Annotated in this window: 22 protein-coding genes and 1 tRNA gene; 7 read left to right on the top strand and 16 right to left on the bottom strand. The window is 66.8% G+C overall.

Annotated features, from left to right (window positions below):
• The first annotated feature begins 36 nt into the window (after nt 1–36).
• Nucleotides 37–882, top strand: coding sequence for a transketolase (locus SB771_RS16465; RefSeq protein WP_175658862.1), 846 nt, complete (start codon nt 37–39; stop codon nt 880–882).
• Nucleotides 879–1877 carry a transketolase family protein gene (locus SB771_RS16470; RefSeq protein ID WP_175658863.1) on the top strand — a complete coding sequence of 333 codons (999 nt, stop codon included), beginning with the start codon at nt 879–881 and terminating at the stop codon, nt 1875–1877. The genes SB771_RS16465 and SB771_RS16470 overlap by 4 nt, the downstream gene beginning before the upstream one ends.
• Before the next feature lie 92 nt (nt 1878–1969).
• Here SB771_RS16470 and SB771_RS16475 read toward each other — a convergent pair.
• Nucleotides 1970–2054: transfer RNA gene (locus SB771_RS16475), tRNA-Leu, on the bottom strand.
• 144 nt (nt 2055–2198) lie between these two features.
• Between SB771_RS16475 and SB771_RS16480 the strand changes: the two genes are divergently transcribed.
• Nucleotides 2199–3524 (top strand): leucine-rich repeat-containing protein kinase family protein, encoded by a 1326-nt coding sequence (locus SB771_RS16480; RefSeq protein ID WP_175658864.1) that lies wholly within the window; start codon nt 2199–2201, stop codon nt 3522–3524.
• 25 nt (nt 3525–3549) lie between these two features.
• On the opposite strand, the gene SB771_RS16485 is transcribed toward SB771_RS16480, so the two are convergent.
• From SB771_RS16485 to SB771_RS16515, 7 genes are all read right to left on the bottom strand, one after another.
• Entirely contained in the window at nt 3550–3726 is a 177-nt protein-coding gene (locus SB771_RS16485; protein ID WP_175658865.1) for a hypothetical protein, read from the bottom strand.
• Between the two features lie 33 nt (nt 3727–3759).
• Nucleotides 3760–4206, bottom strand: a complete 447-nt coding sequence (locus SB771_RS16490) for a copper chaperone PCu(A)C (protein WP_175658866.1) — start codon at nt 4204–4206, stop codon at nt 3760–3762.
• A 43-nt stretch (nt 4207–4249) separates the two neighbouring features.
• Nucleotides 4250–4615, bottom strand: coding sequence for a copper homeostasis periplasmic binding protein CopC (copC, locus tag SB771_RS16495; protein ID WP_175658867.1), 366 nt, complete (start codon nt 4613–4615; stop codon nt 4250–4252).
• Between the two features lie 224 nt (nt 4616–4839).
• A complete protein-coding gene (locus SB771_RS16500; RefSeq protein ID WP_175658868.1) occupies nt 4840–5217 on the bottom strand; it encodes a DUF2946 domain-containing protein in 378 nt (125 codons plus the stop codon).
• A gap of 101 nt (nt 5218–5318) precedes the next feature.
• Nucleotides 5319–5813 (bottom strand): SRPBCC family protein, encoded by a 495-nt coding sequence (locus SB771_RS16505; protein ID WP_175658869.1) that lies wholly within the window; start codon nt 5811–5813, stop codon nt 5319–5321.
• A gap of 56 nt (nt 5814–5869) precedes the next feature.
• Nucleotides 5870–6172, bottom strand: a complete 303-nt coding sequence (locus tag SB771_RS16510; RefSeq protein WP_011659384.1) for a 2Fe-2S iron-sulfur cluster-binding protein — start codon at nt 6170–6172, stop codon at nt 5870–5872.
• A gap of 87 nt (nt 6173–6259) precedes the next feature.
• On the bottom strand, nt 6260–8146 hold the full coding sequence (locus SB771_RS16515; RefSeq protein ID WP_175658870.1) for a sigma-54-dependent Fis family transcriptional regulator: 1887 nt from the start codon (nt 8144–8146) through the stop codon (nt 6260–6262).
• Between the two features lie 427 nt (nt 8147–8573).
• Here SB771_RS16515 and SB771_RS16520 point away from each other — a divergent pair, with 427 nt between their 5' ends.
• Nucleotides 8574–8765: a DUF2964 family protein gene (locus SB771_RS16520; protein ID WP_041491684.1), complete on the top strand. Its 192-nt coding sequence runs from the start codon at nt 8574–8576 to the stop codon at nt 8763–8765.
• A 244-nt stretch (nt 8766–9009) separates the two neighbouring features.
• Nucleotides 9010–9297, top strand: a complete 288-nt coding sequence (locus tag SB771_RS16525; RefSeq protein ID WP_011659381.1) for a DUF1488 domain-containing protein — start codon at nt 9010–9012, stop codon at nt 9295–9297.
• Between the two features lie 152 nt (nt 9298–9449).
• Here the strand turns inward: SB771_RS16525 and SB771_RS16530 are convergent, their stop codons facing one another.
• Genes SB771_RS16530 through SB771_RS16540 form a run of 3 tightly spaced genes read right to left on the bottom strand, consistent with a single transcriptional unit; the run spans nt 9450 to nt 11187 of the window.
• On the bottom strand, nt 9450–10313 hold the full coding sequence (locus SB771_RS16530; RefSeq protein WP_175658871.1) for an MBL fold metallo-hydrolase: 864 nt from the start codon (nt 10311–10313) through the stop codon (nt 9450–9452).
• A 3-nt stretch (nt 10314–10316) separates the two neighbouring features.
• On the bottom strand, nt 10317–10643 hold the full coding sequence (locus SB771_RS16535; protein ID WP_175658872.1) for a hypothetical protein: 327 nt from the start codon (nt 10641–10643) through the stop codon (nt 10317–10319).
• Nucleotides 10644–10656: 13 nt separating this feature from the next.
• The gene (locus SB771_RS16540; RefSeq protein ID WP_175658873.1) at nt 10657–11187 is read right to left on the bottom strand and encodes a sugar ABC transporter; all 531 of its coding nucleotides are present in this window, start codon (nt 11185–11187) and stop codon (nt 10657–10659) included.
• 200 nt (nt 11188–11387) lie between these two features.
• On the opposite strand from SB771_RS16540, the gene SB771_RS16545 reads away from it, so the two are divergent.
• Nucleotides 11388–12239 (top strand): LysR substrate-binding domain-containing protein, encoded by an 852-nt coding sequence (locus SB771_RS16545; RefSeq protein ID WP_175659731.1) that lies wholly within the window; start codon nt 11388–11390, stop codon nt 12237–12239.
• 72 nt (nt 12240–12311) lie between these two features.
• Here SB771_RS16545 and SB771_RS16550 read toward each other — a convergent pair whose 3' ends face one another.
• Entirely contained in the window at nt 12312–13613 is a 1302-nt protein-coding gene (locus SB771_RS16550; RefSeq protein ID WP_011659376.1) for an NCS2 family permease, read from the bottom strand.
• Nucleotides 13614–14368: 755 nt separating this feature from the next.
• Here SB771_RS16550 and SB771_RS16555 point away from each other — a divergent pair.
• Nucleotides 14369–14647 carry a hypothetical protein gene (locus tag SB771_RS16555; RefSeq protein WP_175658874.1) on the top strand — a complete coding sequence of 93 codons (279 nt, stop codon included), beginning with the start codon at nt 14369–14371 and terminating at the stop codon, nt 14645–14647.
• Between the two features lie 181 nt (nt 14648–14828).
• Here SB771_RS16555 and SB771_RS16560 read toward each other — a convergent pair whose 3' ends face one another.
• The 4 genes from SB771_RS16560 to SB771_RS16575 form a co-directional block, all read right to left on the bottom strand.
• On the bottom strand, nt 14829–15212 hold the full coding sequence (locus SB771_RS16560) for a DUF2917 domain-containing protein (RefSeq protein ID WP_175658875.1): 384 nt from the start codon (nt 15210–15212) through the stop codon (nt 14829–14831).
• 251 nt (nt 15213–15463) lie between these two features.
• Entirely contained in the window at nt 15464–15751 is a 288-nt protein-coding gene (locus tag SB771_RS16565; RefSeq protein ID WP_006749455.1) for a hypothetical protein, read from the bottom strand.
• 102 nt (nt 15752–15853) lie between these two features.
• Nucleotides 15854–16759: a metal-dependent hydrolase gene (locus SB771_RS16570; protein ID WP_175658876.1), complete on the bottom strand. Its 906-nt coding sequence runs from the start codon at nt 16757–16759 to the stop codon at nt 15854–15856.
• Nucleotides 16760–16793: 34 nt separating this feature from the next.
• On the bottom strand, nt 16794–18581 hold the full coding sequence (locus SB771_RS16575) for an SDR family oxidoreductase (protein WP_175658877.1): 1788 nt from the start codon (nt 18579–18581) through the stop codon (nt 16794–16796).
• Between the last annotated feature and the right edge of the window lie 26 nt (nt 18582–18607).

Here is an 18607-nt window from a genome sequence, read left to right on the forward strand (position 1 = left end):
CGCCCGATTCCTTGTGATCCCAAACTGGAGCTATCGATGGATACCGAAACCGTCCATGAAGCGGTCACGCTCGCCGAGCGCGCATACCGCATCCGAAGAAACGCCGTGCTGATGGGCGAAGTGCAGGGCCAGGGCTATGTCGGCCAGGCGCTCGACATCGCCGACGTGCTGGCCGTCGCGTATTTCGGCGCGATGCGTTATCGCCCCGACGATCCCGAGTGGGAAGGGCGCGACCGCTTCCTGCTGTCGAACGGCCACTATGCGATCGCGCTGTATGCGGCGCTGTTCGAAGCCGGCATCCTGCCAGCAGACGAACTCGAAACCTACGGCAGCGACGACAGTCGCTTGCCGATGTCCGGAATGGCGAGCTACACGCCCGGGATGGAGATGTCCGGCGGTTCGCTCGGGCAGGGCCTGACGATCGCGGTCGGCCGTTGCCTCGGTCTCAAGCGCAAGGGCTCGGATGCGTTCGTCTATACGCTGTTTTCGGACGGCGAACTCGACGAAGGCGCGATCTGGGAGGGGCTCATGTCGGCCGAGCACTGGAAGCTCGACAATTTGATCGCGATCGTCGATGTGAACAACCAGCAGGCCGATGGCCCGTCGACGCAAGTCATGGCGTTCGAGCCGCTGGTCGACAAGCTCGAGGCGTTCGGCTGGTACACGCAACGCGTCGACGGCAACGACATCGATGCGGTGAAGCGCGCGTTCGACAATGCGCGCCGGCATGCCAAGCCGCAGCCGCGCATCATCGTCTGCGACACGAAGATGGGGTGCGGCGTGCCGTTCCTCGAAGCACGCGAGAAGAGCCATTTCATTCGCGTCGACGCACACGAGTGGAAGCTCGCGCTCGACGCACTCGAAGCAGGGAGACACGCATGAGTACCGTCGACAACAAGCCGCGCCTGAAGACTTCCGCGATGATCGCGTCGATCGCGGCCGAGGGGCAGGCGACGCGCTCCGCCCCGTTCGGCCATGCGCTGGCGAGTCTTGCACGCGCGAACGGCAACGTGATCGGCATGACGGCCGATCTTGGCAAGTACACCGACCTGCACATTTTCGCGAAGGAATTTCCGGAGCGTTACTACCAGATGGGCATGGCGGAGCAATTGCTGATGGGTGCCGCCGCCGGGTTCGCGCACGAAGGTGCGCAGCCGTTCGTCACGACCTATGCGGTGTTCGCGACACGCCGGGCATACGACTTCATTCACCAGGCGATCGCCGAGGACAATCTCGACGTGAAGCTGGTGTGTGCGTTGCCGGGACTCACGACCGGCTACGGGCCGAGCCATCAGGCGGCAGAGGACCTTGCGCTGATGCGTGCGATGCCGAACATGACGGTGATCGATCCGTGCGACGCGCTCGACATCGAGCAGATGGTGCCGGCGATTGCCGCGCACAAGGGGCCGGTCTATGCGCGCCTGCTGCGTGGAAACGTGCCGGTCGTGCTCGACGAATACGATTACCGTTTCGAACTCGGCAAGGCCAAGCTGCTGCGCGACGGCAACGACGTACTGCTGATCTCGTCCGGGATCATGACGATGCGCGCGCTCGAGGTCGCGAAGGCGCTTGAAGCGGATCGCGTCGATGTGGCCGTGCTGCACGTGCCGACGATCAAGCCGCTCGATACGGCGACCATCGTTCGCGAGGCATCGCGCAAGGAACGCATGGTGATCGTCGCGGAGAACCATACGGTGATCGGCGGACTCGGCGAAGCGGTGGCGACTGCATTGCTTGGAGCCGGCATTGCCGTACCGTTCCGCCAGATCGCGCTGCCGGATGCGTATCTCGCCGCGGGCGCGTTGCCGACGCTGCACGAGCGCTACGGGATCTCGGTCGGCGCGATGCGCGCGAATATCAGGTCGTGGGTCGGATAACGGCCCGGGCAACGTCCTGGAAACAAAAAAACCGCGAAGCGTTGCGCTGTCGCGGTTTTTTGCACATGCCCGAAACACGGAGAAACCGTGTTTGGTGCCGACGGCGAGACTCGAACTCGCACAGCTTTCGCCACTACCCCCTCAAGATAGCGTGTCTACCAATTTCACCACGTCGGCACTGCAGGGGCGCAATTCTAGCGTCACATTGCGCGTTTGTGAAGGGGGCATGACAAAGTCGTGTCCGGGCGCGCGATCGATCCCGGTAGAATTCGTCCGATCGACGCCGATAATCCTCGCAACTACCGCCACCCGTTTTCTCCCGTGACCCAAACCCTCGAACAACTGCAGACCGGCCAGCTGGCGGGCGCCCGGCAACTCAAGCTCGCGTGCGGGCTGACCGAATTTCCGCGCGAGATCTTCGATCTGGCGGACACGCTCGAAGTGCTCGACCTGTCCGGCAATGCGCTGTCCGCGCTGCCGGACGACCTGTCGCGGCTGCATCGCCTGCGCATCCTGTTCGCGTCCGGCAACGACTTCACCGAATTTCCCGAAGTCCTCGGCACGTGTGCGCAGCTCGACATGATCGGCTTCAAGGCGAACCTGATCCGCACGGTGCCGCGCGGTTCGCTGCCGCGCGCGCTGCGCTGGCTGATCCTGACCGACAACGCAATCGACGAACTGCCGGCCGATATCGGCGATTGTTCACGCTTGCAGAAGCTGATGCTCGCGGGCAACCGGCTCCGTGCGTTGCCCGCCGAAATGGCCGCCTGTCGTTCGCTCGAACTGGTCCGGTTGTCGGCGAACCGGCTCGACGCGCTGCCGGAGTGGCTGCTGCGTCTGCCGCGCCTCGCATGGCTCGCGTCCGCGGGCAACCCGTTCGGTGCCGCGCCGGAGGCAGCCGCGTCGGCCGAGCCGGGCGTCGCGGACATCGACTGGACGTCGCTCGCCTGCGACCAGAAGCTCGGCGAAGGCGCATCGGGCGTCATCTACCGCGCGCAGTGGCGCCCGGACGGCCACGCGCCGCGAGCGGTCGCGGTCAAGCTGTTCAAGGGCGCGGTGACGAGCGACGGGCTGCCCGACTGCGAAATGGCCGCCTGCCTGCACGCCGGCCGCCACCCGAACATGATTCCGGTGATCGGCAAGGTACGCGGTCATCCGGACGGCACGCACGGGCTCGTGATGGAACTGGTCGATCCGGCGCTGACGAACCTTGCCGGGCCACCGAGCTTCGCGTCCTGTACGCGCGACGTGTATGCGGCCGACGCGCGATTCGAGCCGGCCGCGGCAGCGCGGATCGCGCTCGGCATCGCGTCGGTCGCCGCGCATCTGCACGCACGCGGCATCATGCACGGCGACCTGTACGCGCACAACATCCTGCACGACGGCAAGGGCGGCGCGCTGCTCGGCGATTTCGGCGCGGCGTCGGTGTACGACGTGAACGACCGCGTGCGCGCGGCGCGGCTCGAACGGCTGGAAGTCAGGGCGTTCGGTTATCTGCTCGGCGAGTTGTTGGCGCGGTGCGAGCCGCGTGCATGGGAAGGTTCGCATGCACTCGACGCGTTGGCGGCCGCCTGTCTGAACGAGGATATCGACGCGCGGCCTTCGTTCGGCGAGGTGTCGGCCGTATTGGCTGCGTCGACGGCCTGACGGGGTTGCGTGGCGGTGCCGGCGATCAGCTCCCGCCGCGCACGCAGTACGCAGCGATCGACGACGGCGTATCGATCGCCGCCGGCCGCGTGATCCATGCGATCCACGCCGCCCATAACCCGCAGACGATCAACACGGCGACATTCAGCGGCGTCCGGTAGCGGACGATCAGGTCAGCCAGCGGCAAGCGTTCTTTCCTCATGTGCGTTTCTCCTCGATCGTTGCGTATGCGGCGTTACTGGCCCGCGTAGGACGGCGCCTTCGCGTCGCAGGTCACGGACACCGTCGAGCCGTCGGCGAAATGCAGCCGGAACGGCACCTTCGCGCCGGGCGCGACCGGCTGGCGCGGTTCCTCCAGCATCACGTGATAGCTCTTCGGCTTGAATGTCACCGTGCCGTGCGCGGGCACGTCGACCGCGTCGACGTGAACCATCTTCGCGGTACTGCCGGCCGTCTGCGTTTCGTGGATCATCGCCATCCCGAACGCGGGCGTATCGATGCTCGTGAGTGTGGCGGGCTTGTCGCCATCGTTCTTCAGCGTGAAGTAGCCGGACGACGGCACCGTCGCCGGCATCGTGCGGATCCAGCACGCGTCGGCCTGTACGGGCGACGCGGCGAACGTGGCGGGTGCCTGGAGCGCGAGCAGTGCAAACAGCAGGCTGGTCGGAATCGAGCGTTTCATCGAGTGTGTTCCTGATCGGGTAGGGAAGCGGGTCGCGTATGCGTTACTTCAGCGTGAACGTATAGCGGCCCTGCGTGCGATGGCCGTCGCTTGCCACCGCGATCCACGCGACCGTATACGTGCCGGCCGAAAGATCGGTCAGCGCAACATGCATTCGCTTCCGGTTGCCGGCGTCGACCGCGGATTTCCCGTCGGCGACCGACTGGCCGTGGCTGTCGGTGACCGCGATCGAGCTGAATGCGGGCTCGAGCGTTTCGCTGAAGTCGATCGCGACCGCTTGCGGCGCGCTCGACAACGTGGCGTCGGCGGCCGGTTCCATGGTTTTCGGGTGCGCGTGCGCATGCGCGGCCTGTGCGATGACGAAGCCGAGTGCGACGAGTGCGCCGCGCAGGAATGCAGTGGTTTTCATGACGGGATGATCCTGTTGGAAATGACAAGGAGAACGATGCATTCGACGCGCGGCCGCGTGGTCGCGCAAGCGTGACCGCCGGAAGCGGGCGAGCGCATGCACGGCACGACGCCGCGAGCAATAGGGTCGAACATGAGCGTCCTTCGAAACGTGACACGGCATGCACGCGCAGCGCGCGTGCGGACGGCGCGATGCGCTACGGCATCACGCGCGGTGACGACGAATCAGGATGCGAACGGTGGGGCGCGCGGTTGCGCAGCCGTGAGCGGCAGTGCGCGGCGCAGGCTTTCGAAGCGGGTGGCCGCGCGATGCTGGAGGAGGTGAACGTGGGCCGCGAACGTGAGTTCGGGCGCGGGCAGCGCAGGCGTATGGGCAAGCAGGTTGCAGTAGCCGCAAGCCTGCAGATGGGCCTGCAGACTCTTCGACGACGCATCGCCGGCGTGGTCGCCGCCAGCCGGCCCGGCCGTGCAGTAACCGGCAAGCAGCGCGTCGACGCGATCGTGTGTGGTCAGCGCCTGCGAGATCGTCGGCGCGAGCTCGGTCATCAGGATGGCGAGCATCCCGATCAGACTGACGATCTTCCGGAGTCGACGACTCAGCATGCGGTGCGCGGCGGCGTAAGGGCGACGATGGAGCGGATTATGCCACGCACGTCGATGCACATGTCGGCCGGGGCATGCGGCGTGGTGGCGCGCTATCCGCGCTAGGCGTGCTTCGCCAGGTATTTCGTGATCAGCATCATCTGGGCGGCCCAGCCCTGATCGTTCATCTCGCGCGCCTTCGCACGGCGCGCTTCGATCAGTTGATCGAAACCCGTTTCGGTGACCGTCAGCAGCGTGCCGCCGTTGGCTTCCGCGAGCGTGAAGCTGACGAGCGTCATCGGCTCGGATGCGTAGTCGAAGTTCGGATCGATCGCGAACGGATGCCAACGAAAGGAGAACAGTTGCTTCGGCTCGACGCGATCGACGACGATTTCGAATACCGTGCCCGCGTACGGCTCCTGTGCCTTGGCGACGTCGTCGTCGACGAGCGTGGGCGTGATGCGGCCGAACATCGACTGGCCGGCCACGAACGGCCCGTCGAACGTCACGCCGAACCAGGTGCCGAATTCCCCGGCATTGCTGACGGCTTCCCACACGCGCGCCAGCGGCGCGGCAAGCAGGGTTTGTTTCTCGATGCGATCGGTTGGCTGGGTCATCACGTTCTCCAGGCAGGCATCATCGTTGCAGGACGGCGCGCGGCCGCGCGCCGCATTCAGTCGATCATCTCCGCATCGGGCACGTCGAGCACGACATCGGAGGTTGCGACGGCCACGCACGGCAGCGTATAGCCGTCGGCCTTTTCTTCGCGGCTCAGCCCCGGCCATTCGATCGTGTAGCGTACGCTTCCGCTGACGATCCTGCACAGGCAGCTTCGACACGTGCCGTTGCGGCACGAACGCGGCAGCCTGACGTGCGCGAATGCGGCGGCCTCGAGCAGCGTCAGCGAATCTGGGGCGTCGAACGTCGCGCCGAGCGGCTCGATGCGCACGAGAGGCGGGTGGTCGGGATCGGTCATGGGTCGAAGCGGGCGGCGCGGGCGGCAACAAGGTAAGGCAAGGCAAGCGCCAAGCATACCGGAAGCCGTCAGCGGCCGGCCCCGACGTCAGTGTCGCCGCAGGTAGCGGTACACGGTGTTGCGCGCGAGCCCGAGCTCACGCGCGGCGGCCGATACGTTGCCGCCATGCCGCGCGAGCACCGCGTCGATCACCGCGGCCTGGTGGCTCTGCAGCGTCGTCGCTGCGCGCGTGTCGGCCGGTGCTTTCGCTGCGGGCGAGTCGTCGCAGTCGAGCCAGAAATCGTCGGGCAAGTGCGCGAGCGTGATTTCGGGTTCGTCCTCGGCGAGCATGCCGGCCGTACGCAGCACGTTGGTCATTTGCCGCAGGTTGCCGGGCCAGCGGTGCCGCATGAACGCGTCGAGCACGTCGGCCGCGACGCGGCCCGGCATCGGTTCGCTGCGCGCGAGCCGCGCGAGGATCCGCTCGACCAGCGCGGGCAGGTCGGTGCGTGCGGCGAGCGCCGGCAGCGTGACCGCGAGTCCGTTGATCCGGTAGAACAAGTCTTCGCGGAACGTGCCTTCCGCGATCATCGCGCGCAGGTCGCGGTGGGTCGCGCAGACCACGCGCACGTCGACCGGCACCGCGCGGGCGCCGCCGAGCGGCATCACCGCGCGCTCCTGCAGCACGCGCATCAGCCTGACCTGCTGCGCGAGCGGCATGTCGCCGATTTCGTCGAGAAACAGCGTGCCGCCGTCGGCCTGCGCGATCTTGCCGGGGCTGCCGCGCTTGCGCGCGCCGGTGAATGCGCCGTCCTCGTAGCCGAACAGTTCGGCCTCGATCAGCGAATCCGGCAGCGCCGCGCAGTTGACCGCGACGAACGGGCCGTCCGCGCGCGGCGACGCCTGATGCAGCGCACGCGCGAGCCATTCCTTGCCGGTGCCGGTCTGGCCGAGGATCAGCAGCGGCAGGTCGCGTCCGCGGATCTTCGCGACGCGTTCGAGCACGGCGGCCATCTGCGCATCGCCGGTGTCGAGCGTCGCGAACGTGATGGCGTCGGGGTCCGGCGCGCGCATGCGCACGGCGGGGGCGGGCGGCGAGACGGCGATGGCCGTCTTGTGCGCTTCCGCGAATTCGCAGCGCGCGAGCACGCGCACGCCGGTCGACAGCGTGAGGCGGAACGGGGCGCCGGCGGCGCGGGCCGCCTGCTGCGCGAGTTCGCCAAAGTGCATCCCGAACAGTGCGTCGCAGCCGTGATGCTGCAACGCATCGAACGTGGCGCCGAGCTGGAATTGCGCGCTGCGATTCGCGGCGATCAGCCCGCCGTCGGGGCCGAACGCGACGAGCCCGGCGAACAGCGAGTCGACGCAATCCTCGTGTGCATGGAAGCGCAGCCGCAGCGCTTCCGCGCACTGGTTCGCGAACAGGTGGTTCTCGATCAGTTGCGCGGACATCCGCACGAGCGCGAGCGTATGGGGGCTGAAGCCGCGCGGGTCGCCGCTCACGTCGAGCGTGCCGAGCGTGCGACCGAACGGGTCGATGATCGGCGCGCACGAGCAGGTGAGGATATGGTTCGCGCGCAGGAAGTGTTCGGACCCATGCACGGCGAGCGCCTGGCCCGACGCGAGCGCGGTGCCGATCGCATTGGTGCCGCGTGCGCCTTCGGCCCACGACACGCCGGTGCACAGCGCGACGCGGTTGGCTTTCTCGATGAAGTCCGCGTCGCCGATGCTGTGCAGGATCACGCCGTCGGCATCGGTGAGCAGCACGAGGCTTTGCGTGTCGGCGATCTGCGCGTGCAGGTTCTCCATCACGGGGCGCGCGTGCGCGAACAGCGCGTGGTTCGTGTCGAGCAGTTCGCGCAGCGCGACGCGCGACAGCGGCGAGAAATCGGGGCGCTCGTTGGCGCGCAGGCCGACCGCGGTCGAACGGGCATGCGCCTGCGCGAGCAGGTCGTTGCGGCCCGCGGTGGCGGGCAGCACGAAAGGTTGAGGCATGTCTTGTCTCCTGTCGGCCAGAGTTAGCGCTTTAGCGCTTACTTGGGCCCCATGCTTCGCGGTCGGCCAGAGTTAGCGCTTTAGCGCTTACGCTGGTCTCATGCTTCGCGGTCGGCCAAAGTTGGCGCTTCAGCGCTCACTTGGGCCTCGCGCTTCGCAGTCGACCCAGCCCGGCACTTCAGCGCTTGTCTGGGCCCCTGCATCGCAATCGACCCACCTTGACGCCTTGCACCGCACCATCCGTCACCCGGGCCGCCGCCATCGATATCGCCTCATCATACAAGCGCGGCGCGTGTTGTGCGACTGAGTATAAAAACCCCTTGCTTTTAAGCACCCGCCTGCAATGATGAAAGCGGAGCACGCACGCGCCGTGTTCCGCATCGCAACATGCATGCGACGTGACATGCATCCGTTCGGGAGACGCATCATGGTTCGGACGGAACTGAGAGTCGTGCTGGCGGCCATCGCCACCTTCATCATGCTGGGCGGCATTGCCGTGGCGATCCATGGTTTGCTGTTCGACTTGGCCGATGCGGTGCAATACGGGGCCGCCGCCATTGCGGTAGGCGCCACGACCGCCGCGATCTCGCTGAATATCTGGCCCACCGACCCTCACTGACGCCATTCGGAAAACGGTGTCGGATGTTGCGCTGGTCAGAGAAATGCGCGTCGAAACGACGCGTGTCGTAAATGTTGCCTCCTGCGCGAAACCGTCTAAAGTGGAATGCAACCGGCATGCATTGTCCGCGCCATACCCTCCGCGGATGGTGCCTCCGCCGGCGAGCCCGCGTACATTTTTCGTCCGGCCGGTAGCGGACGACGGACGCGGTCATTTGCTTTCTACCGGCCGATAGGCGGCTCCCATGCAAATTCATTTCACGAATGAGAAGCCCGAATATTCGGGGCGCGACCTGATGCTTGGATTCACGGCGTTGGTCAATGGCGAGCGCGTCCAATGTCAGATCACCGCCGAGGCGCTGGAGGATCATTTCGGTGCGGCGTCGCCGCGCTTCGAGGACATGGTCGGTGCGTACGATCAGCATCGCGAGCGTATCGAGGCGGCCGCGCGGCGGCTGCTGTCCGAGACGCGCGCGCAATGCCTGACGCTGCGCAGCGGCTACGTGCGCTTCTACGAGGCGAACTGGCGCTGAACCGGACGACCGGGCAGCGACGGAGCGGGCGCCGAACACCGGCGCCCGTGTCGTATCGGCGCATGCGGGCCCCGTGTCCCGCTTGGGCGGGATGATGCGCGGCACGATTCGAGCATCGTGCGGCGCGATGGCGTGCCTGCGTTCCGTTTCCGTCAATCGGCCCCGATGAGCGCATACGCGCCATCGGTTGCACCATTCGTGCGCGCGATACGTGCGAAGCCCGTGTCGGCGAGGTGCATGCCCGCAATCAACATGGTGTCCGAAGCGACTTCGGCGAGCGTGGCCGCGCGCGTCGCGAAAGCCTGCGACGGATCCTGGTCGAACGCGATCGACACGTCGGGCCGGGCGACCTGGATCGGCGCGAAATGCACGAGATCACCCCAGATCAGCAGGCGCTCGCCGCGCGATTCAACGCGATAGCCGGTGTGGCCCGGCGTGTGCCCCGGTAGCGGCACCGCGACGATGCCGGGCAGTACGTCGCCTGCCTCGATCGTCCGGAGTTGCGCGTGATAAGCGTCGAAGGCACGCCGTGCGATCTGGAAATTAACGCGTGAGCGTTCACTTGCCCGTTCGTACGCGTCGTCGTCCAGCCAGAACGCGCGTTCCCGTTCATGAATGAGTACCGCCGCTTGCGCAAAGGCCGGCTGTCCGTCCGCGTCGAGCAGACCGCCGATGTGGTCGGGATGCGCGTGCGTCAGCACGACCGTGTCGATGTCGCGTGCATCGATACCGGCGTGCGTCAGCGACGCACGCAACCGGCCGCCCCAGTTCCGGATGCCGCCGGCACCGGTGTCGACGAGCACGGTGCGGCCTTTCCCTCGTATCACATAGCAGTTGATGTTGACCTCCGACGGCGCGAGGATGCCCGCGCGATGCATGATGCCGGCCGCCTCGTCCACGTCGATGTTCGACAGCAGGTCGAGGCCGGCCGTCAGCGTGCCGTCGCTGATCGCGGTCACCGAGAAATCGCCGACCTGACGACGCGGAAACGACAGGCGGGGAATGAGTGTGCTCATGGGTCAATGTCGCGCGTGAAGGTGGGCGGTGTCGTAGCCGAAGCAGCGGATGCGTGCGACGCATCCGGTGTGGCCGAGAATCTCGCGATCCAGTTCGGCCATGAACCGATCCATCAATTCAGTGGTGCGAAACGATGCGATGCGAAAGCGAATCTCCGCGCTGACCGGATGTCCGCGGCCGTGCCGGATCGGCACATAGGCGACGTGAATCGTGCCGGGCGCGGCGCTCAGCACGTCGGTGCAGATCGTCTCGCAGGCCGACGACAGTCCGTCGAGCGCCGCGTTCGCCGGCATGTTCGCCTCGGGGATGAAAATCGTGACGCTGGGCATGGCGGGCCTCCCGTCAGTGTGCCGTTGTCGACGCCGGCGCGCTGACGAGCCGATCGCCGATCGGCGCATAAAGCCGGATCGCGGCGCCGGACGCGAGCCGCGCCTGATCCTGATCCAGCACGGCCAGCCAGCGAGCGGGCGGCAGGCAATCCAGCGCGATCGCATGCAGGGCTGTGGCAGCGATTCCCGCTTGTGCGAACGGGGCAGCGTTGTCGCAAACGGCCAGCCATTGATTGCCGGAGACGGCCGGCGCCGGTGCGGCGCTGTCGTACACGTTGCGGCGCCACTCGACGATGTGCGGCTGCCAGCGCGCGAAATTGCCGCCGCCTTTGTCGCGGTACTCGGCCGAGGTCAGCACGTCGGCGCTCTCGATCGTGTGCAGCGCAAGGTAGACGGGGCCGTCGCCATCGACGGCACGAAAGCGTTGCGACGTGCAAAAGCCGGGCACGGAAATCAGCGCCGGCAGTTTGACGCGGCTGTAGAAGTCGTTCCACTCGGCTTCGACGGCGGGCTCGGCGATGCTGCATTCAACGGCATAGATCATCACACCTCCACGGGTAGCAAGCGGCCTTCGGGATGGGTCGCCGCTCGACTGGTTGAGTTTTTGTCATGATAATTAGCCCGTGAGCGGGCGAAAAACGATGATTCATCACCGTTCAATGACATTTGATCAAGCTATGACCGACGCGAGTCGAACCGGGAGCAATCGTGACGCGACGCAGGATTCCGAGCAATTCGGCATTGATGGCATTCGAGGCCGCGGCGCGGCACGGGAGCTTCGCGCGTGCCGCCGACGAGTTGGCGCTGACCGAAGGCGCGATCAGCAGGCAGATCGGCCGGCTGGAGATGTTTCTGGGCGTGTCGCTGTTCGAGCGGGTCGGCAACCGCGTTCGGGTCGCGCCGAACGGCGCGCGCTACGCGGCGCAGGTTCGCGAAGTGCTGGATCGGCTCGAGCGCGACAGCCAGTACATGATGGGGCAGCCCGGCGACGGCGGCAGCGTGGATATCGCCGTGACGCCGACGTTTGCGACGCGCTGGCTGATTCCACGGCTCAAGGATTTCCAGACGCGGCATCCGAACATCACCGTGCATTTCGCCGATCGCGCCGAGCCGTTCGTACTGGCCGGCAGCGGATTCGATGCGGCGATTCATTTCGAGCATCCGGCATGGGCCGGCATGCATACGTACCGGTTGTGCGAGGAAGTGCTGGTGCCGGTCTGCCATCCGTCGCTGCTCGCGGGCGAGGATCCGGATGCGTTGCTGGGCACGCTGCCGCGCCTGCACAAGCGCCAGACGCCGGATGCATGGTCGGCGTACGTGCAGGAGACGGGGTTGCCGGTGAACAATCCGGCCGCCGGCGCGCGCTACGATCTGTACTCGATGCTGATCGCGGCGGCGCTGGCCGGGCTCGGCGTCGCGCTGGTGCCGCGGCTCTATGTCGACGCCGAGATCGCGCAAGGATTGCTCGCGGCGCCCTGGCCCGACGGTCGAGGCGTGGTCAAGCGCTTCTGTCTCGTCTTGCCCGACGCGCTGGAACTGGGCGACGGTCCGCTGCAGACCTTCGCGCACTGGGTACTGCGGCAGGCGGACGCGTGATGCGCGTACCCCCACAAAAACGCCACCCGAAGGTGGCGCGGTTTCATCGCGCATCGCACCGATGCGCGTGCGTCACTCGCTGCCGAGATAGAAGAAGCGGAACAGGAACACGGCCGCGATGATCCACACGACCGGCTTGACCGTGCGGGCCTGGCCCGTCAGCAGCTTCAGGCCGCCATACGAGATGAAGCCGAACGCGACGCCGTTCGCGATCGAGTACGTGAACGGCATCAGCAGCGCGGTGAGCGCGGCCGGCACGGCTTCGGTCGCATCGTCCCACGGCACGTCGACCATCTCGCGCAGCATCAGGCACGACACGTACAGCAGCGCGGGCGCGGTCGCGTAGGCCGGCACGACGCCGGCGAGCGGCGCGATGAACAGGCACGCGAGGAACAGCACCGCGACGGTGATCGCCGTCACGCCCGTGCGGCCGCCGGCCTGCACGCCCGATGCGCTTTCGATATACGCGGTGGTCGACGACGTGCCGAGCACCGAGCCCGCGACGATCGCGGTGCTGTCGGCGAGCAGCGCCTTGTTCAGGCGGTTCATCTTGCCTTCGACGAGCAGGCCCGCGCGGTTCGCGACGCCCATCAGCGTGCCGGTCGCGTCGAACAGCTCGACGAGGAAGAACACGAGGATCACGTTGATGATGCCGGTCGACAGTGCGGCGCCGATGTCGAGCTTGAACAGCGTCGCGTCGATCGACGGCGGCGCGGAGAACACGCCGTGGAACTGGTTGCCGCCGAAGAAGAACGACAGGATCGTCACGCCGATGATGCCGATCAGGATCGCGCCGCGCACGCGCAGATGGTCGAGCGTGACGATCGTGAAGAAGCCGATGATCGCGAGGATCGTGTCGTGCTTGTGCAGGTCGCCGAGCGTGACGAGCGTGGCCGGGCTGCCGACGATCACGCCGGAGGTCTTCAGCGAGATGATGCCGAGGAACAGGCCGATGCCGGCGGTGATCGAGATGCGCAGCGATTTCGGAATGCCGTTGACGATCGCCTCGCGCACGCGGAACAGCGTGACGAGCAAAAACAGGCACCCGGAGATGAACACCGCGCCGAGCGCGGCCTGCCACGTGAAACCCATCCCCTTGACGACCGTGTACGCGAAATACGCGTTCAGGCCCATGCCCGGCGCGCAGGCGATCGGATAGTTCGCGTACAGCCCCATGATGAGCGACGCCAGCGCCGCGACGAGGCAGGTCGCGACGAACACGGATTCCTTCGGCATGCCGGCGTCGCCGAGGATCGCCGGGTTGACGAAGATGATGTAAGCCATCGTCAGGAACGTGGTGACGCCCGCGAGTATTTCGGTGCGGAAGTCGGTGCCGGCTTCAGCGAAGCCGAAATACCGCTTGATGGATTCCATGAAGGCGTTTCTCCGGTCGGGTTGTCGTGTTGCTTGTTGTTTGTGCCGAATTGTTGTAACGGCAGCGCGCGGCCGGCGTACTGTAACCAGCCACTATTGCCGCGCTATCGGCGGATTGTAATAGCGCGGATAGCGCGGACGATATAGTTGCGGGGCACGATCGGCTGCGTTCGCACGAACGGTCGGACAGGCCGGCCGCGCGAGGAAGGCGCGCATTTTACCGGTTTGGACGGAGCGGGCAGGTAGAAAGGATGGAAACGATTCGACGGCGGGCGGGCCGTGTCGGCCGATGCGGGCGCAACGGCATGAAGCACGCGCGGACGCCGCACGATGACATGCGACTGCCATGGAGCGCCCGCATGCTGGACGAACGCGGGGCCGGCGCACCGCCTGCGCGAACGCGCGCGTGGCCGGCGCGGGTGCGCAGCGGCGTGCGGCGGCCGTTCGTCGGTCCGGGCGGGTGCAGATATCGGGCTATCCTGCTCCGAAGCCGTCCCGTCCGCAACTGTCATTTCTCGATGCCGGCGCGACTGTGGTTTCTGTGTAAAAGATTGCAAGAGGTCATCGCGTAAACCGGCAAGTCTTTCTAGGATAGATACACCGCGCACACACGCCGGCCGGTTATTGCCGACGCGGGGGAGTCGCAGTCCGTGCAGGCCAGGCGGTGAAGTGTGGTGACGGTCGCCGCGCATTCGGGCAGGCGCGACCGATTGCGATTGCCCGATGCGGGTTCGTCCGTATTCACGGAGGTCAGCATGTTGAACTGGATCAGCCGTTGGGCGATGCGGCACGCCCCCACGCCGGAAAAAACCGCTGCGTCGATGCTCGTGACGGCGCGCATGGAACTGTTCACAGCCGAACAGCGCGTCATCGATGCGAAATTACAAGCGGATTACTGGCGTACACGCGTGTCATTCCTCGAGGAGGTGCAAAAACAAGGCATCGACCCGTGGGTGACCTCGCATGCCGCGCAACGCCCCGATCTTGATTCCGCTCCCCGTGGCACGGGCCCGCGTCTCGCCGCCAGCACCTGAAGCTGATGCATGCAATGCAGGTGACGGTTGTTGCGCACGGCGCGCGATCGCGCGCGGCACGCATGGGCGTGCCGCGTGATTCGATGCGCACCGGCGACGCAGTGCGCCGCCGGTGCGTCCGTTTCCGGATGCGGTAATTTCGCGCGCGCCGGTGCCTCGTTGCGCGCGTCAGCACGCATCGTCAATCCCTTCTTCGCCATCGTCCGACGAGCAAACGTTGCACTTGCGCGAGCGTGCGTCTCAGCCGTTCGCCGCGCCGCACGTACGCCGTCGTGATCGACGCTTCGGCCGCCCGGTCGTCATCGGTGCCGAGCCAGATGCGATCGCCGCGCGCGATGCGCAGCACGTCGCCGGGTTGCACCCAGAAATCGTCGACGCTCGGCGGCCGCGTGATCCACAGCGGCGCGCCGTGCGCACGAATTTCCGCATCGCTCGGCGCGCGCCAGGTCAGGGTCGTGCGCGGCGCGACCGCGAAACGGATCACGACGGTCGGTAACGTGATCGCGCCACTGCGGCGCGTATCGGGACGGTCGGGACGGTCGAACAACGGGCTTGCCTGGTCCATCGTCTGCTCCATTCGTTGAGCCGGACGGATGACGCGCACCAGAACAAAAAGGCCTCATCCGTTTCCGGTGAGGCCTTGTGTGACATGCGGTACTGCTCGGATGCTAACGCACAAGCGCCTCCCGTGATCCATTCTTTCGAATGTTCATCGAGCAATGATTCGCGATGGCGATGTGCTTGAACGTAGGCATGCGAACGAGTTTGTCGATGTCGTCCTGCGTTGTCAACGACTATTTTCGAGATGCGTGGCGATCACGCGTCGCGCTGGGCGAGGCCGTTCACGAGCAGTTCGGACAGCAGGCCCGTCATCCCTTCCGGGTGCGTGGCGGCGCGCGCCTTCAGCTGTTCGACGAGATCGGCGTTGAGCTTGCACGCGAACGGCACGAGGCCCTGTTCCTGGTCGAGCTTGCGCTGCGCACGGCGATCGAGCTTCGGCGCTTCCTCGGCGCCCTTGCCGAAGCGTGCGGCGTTCGACTGCTTCATCGCTTGCGTCAGCTTGAGCGCCTTGTTCTTTTCTAGATCGGTTTTCTTCATGGCCATCGCGGCACCTCCGGGAAATGAAGCCGCGATTGTACGCACTTCGGCGGGCGCCGCCCGCGGAGGCCGTGACAAAGCCGCTGCCGACCTCGCTCGGGCAGCCGTTCACGCGCCCTTCGTCGTGCCCCAGTTGCCGCCGTGCGCGGCCGCCTGCGCGGCGGGCGAGCGGGCCAGATATGCGAGCGCCTGCTCGGTCGAGCCTTCATGGTGCGGCGTATAGCCCGGCTTGAAATAGCGCAGCGCCGCGCCGATCACTTTCCAGAACGACGGCAGGTGGCCGCGCCGCGAACCTTTCCACCACGACAGCACGAAACCCGGATAGCGGCCCGCGGCCGGGTCGCGCCGGTACATGAATCTTGCGCCGCTCGTGATGAAGTAGAGCAGCAGCACGATCACGAACGCCATGTGCAGGCAGCGCTCCGGGTAGTTGCCGCCCACGTGGTTGTAGATGTCGAACGCGACGGTGCGGTGCTCGACTTCCTCCGCGCCGTGCCAGCGCAACAGGTCGACCATCGTCGGGTCGGCGTGGCCTTCGTCGAGCCCGTGCGCGTTGAGCACCCAGTTGCCGAGATAGCCGAAGAAATGTTCGAGCGATGCGATCACCGCGAGTTGTTGCCGCAGCCAGAAGCGCGTGTGGCCGATCTTCAGCCCGAACGGCGCTTCGCCGAGCACGCGCGTGAACAGCCAGTTCAGCTTCTGCGTGAACGGCTTCGTGTCGATCCCGTGCCGGTCGTAGTAGTGCTTGAGCACGCCGCCGTGCGAGCGCGAATGCACGGCTTCCTGGCGCAGGAAGCCTTCGGCTTCGTCGCGCAGGCGTGCATCGGTGATGTGCGGCAGCGCCTTGTTGTACACGCGGCAGAACCACAGCTCGCCTTCCGGGAACAGCAGGTTCAACGTGTTGATGATGTGCGTGCTGCACGGGTCGTTCGGCACCCACGTGATCGGCGTGTCGCTGAAGTCGAACTTCACGTGCCGGGCCTTGATCTTGTGATAGTCGGCGGTAGCGGTCATCTGTGTCTCCGTTCCTGTGCGGTAGCCTGCGCCGTCAATGCGATGCCATGCCGATGCGGGCGAGCATCCGGCCGAGCCACGGCATGAAGCGGCCGACGACGCGCAGCGCATGCGCCTCGGCGCCCACCGCCACGACCGGCCGGTTGCGCAGCACGCCGTCAACCATCGCCTGTGCGACGGTCTCTGGCTTCAGGCCGCGCATCTGGTACAGCTTCGTCGCGCGTTTGCGCAGCCGTGCCTCGTCCTGAGCGTTGGCGCCCGCGTATTGCGTCGACGCCATGATTCCGGTTTCCGCGAAGCCCGGGCACACGGCCGTCACGCCGATGCCTTTCTCCGCGAGTTCCGCACGCATGCATTCGCTGAGCATCAGCACGGCGGCTTTCGTCGTCGCGTAGGCGGGCAGGTCGCGCGACGGCCCGAACGCGGCGGCCGACGCGGTGTTGACGATGTGGCCGCCGGTGCCGCGCGCGGCCATCTGCTGGGCGAACAGTCGCGAGCCGTGGATCACGCCCCACAGGTTCACGTGCAGGATGCGCTCCCAGTGGTGGGCGGTCGTGTCCAGAATGCCGCCGGCCATGCCGATGCCCGCGTTGTTGATCACGACGTCCGCGCCGCCGAGTTCGCTGCCGACCCACGTCGCGAGCGCTTCCATCTCGTCGGCGGACCCGACGTCCACGCATTTCGCGTGTGCCTGCGCGCCGATCAGCCCGAGCAGCAGCGCGGTGCGCTCGGCGCTCGCGAGTTCGATATCGCCCGCGACGACGGTCGCGCCTTCGCGGGCGAACGCGAGCGCCGCGCAGCGGCCGATGCCGCTGCCCGCGCCGGTGACGACCACGACCTTGCCGCTGAAGCGGCCGCTGGTCGCGCGCCGGCGTGCGTTCGCGAGCGCGGGCGGCTCGTCGCCCGATTCGACCGCGTCGATCAGCTGCTCGGCGAGCCCCGCGAAGCGCGCGGGATCGGCGAGCGGCAGCCAGTGGCCGGCCGCGACTTCGCGGCGGTAGTACCGCGGCACCCAGCGCGACAGGTTCTCCGACAGCGCCGGGCTCACGTACTTGTCGCCGAGCGGCACGATCGTCTGCACGGGAGCGTGCGCGTAGCGCTCGCGCGGTGCGAACAGGCAGCGGATGAAGTTCGCGCGATAGAGGCGCACGCCGCGCGCGCCGTCGTCGGCCTGTGTCGCGCTCGGGGCGATCGGCGTTTTCTCGAGCCGGCGCAGCAGGCCCGGCCATGCACGGCCGAGCCACAGCCGCCAGCTCAGCTCGGGGATGAACGGCAGGTGGAATAAGACCACGTACCACGAGCGCGCGAGCTGGCCGCCGAGCTTGGCCAACGACGCGGGCGTCGGCCGCAGCACGCGTTCGCGCAGCCAGAAGCCGACGTGGTCGAGGCACGGCCCCGAGCACGACGTGTATGACGCGATGCGGCCGGCGAGCCGCGGATCCGTGACGAATTCCCAGCCCTGGATCGAGCCCCAGTCGTGCGCGATCAGGTGCACCGCGCGGCCGGGGCAGAGCGTGTCGATCACCGCGATGAAGTCGTCGGTCAGCTTCGCGAGGTGGTAGTCGGCCGTGCGCGTCGGCACGCCGGACAGGCCCGCGCCGCGCACGTCGTAGGCGATCACGTAGTGCTTGCGCGCGAGCAGCGGCGCGACGTGCTGCCAGACGCTGCTGTCGTCGGGGTAGCCGTGCACGAGCACGACCGGCGAGCGGGCCGGGTCGCCCCAGGTCCTGACCGCGAGCGTCAGGTCGCCGGAGGCGACGGCCGTCTCGCTGTGAAGCAGTTCGAACAGGGCCAGCGGTGCTTCGTCGGAAAGAGGCTGCATCGTGAGTCCGTCGTTCAGGGATTCAG

Origin of the sequence: Burkholderia sp. SIMBA_051 (assembly GCF_046534915.1) — a bacterium.
Lineage (GTDB): Bacteria > Pseudomonadota > Gammaproteobacteria > Burkholderiales > Burkholderiaceae > Burkholderia > Burkholderia ambifaria.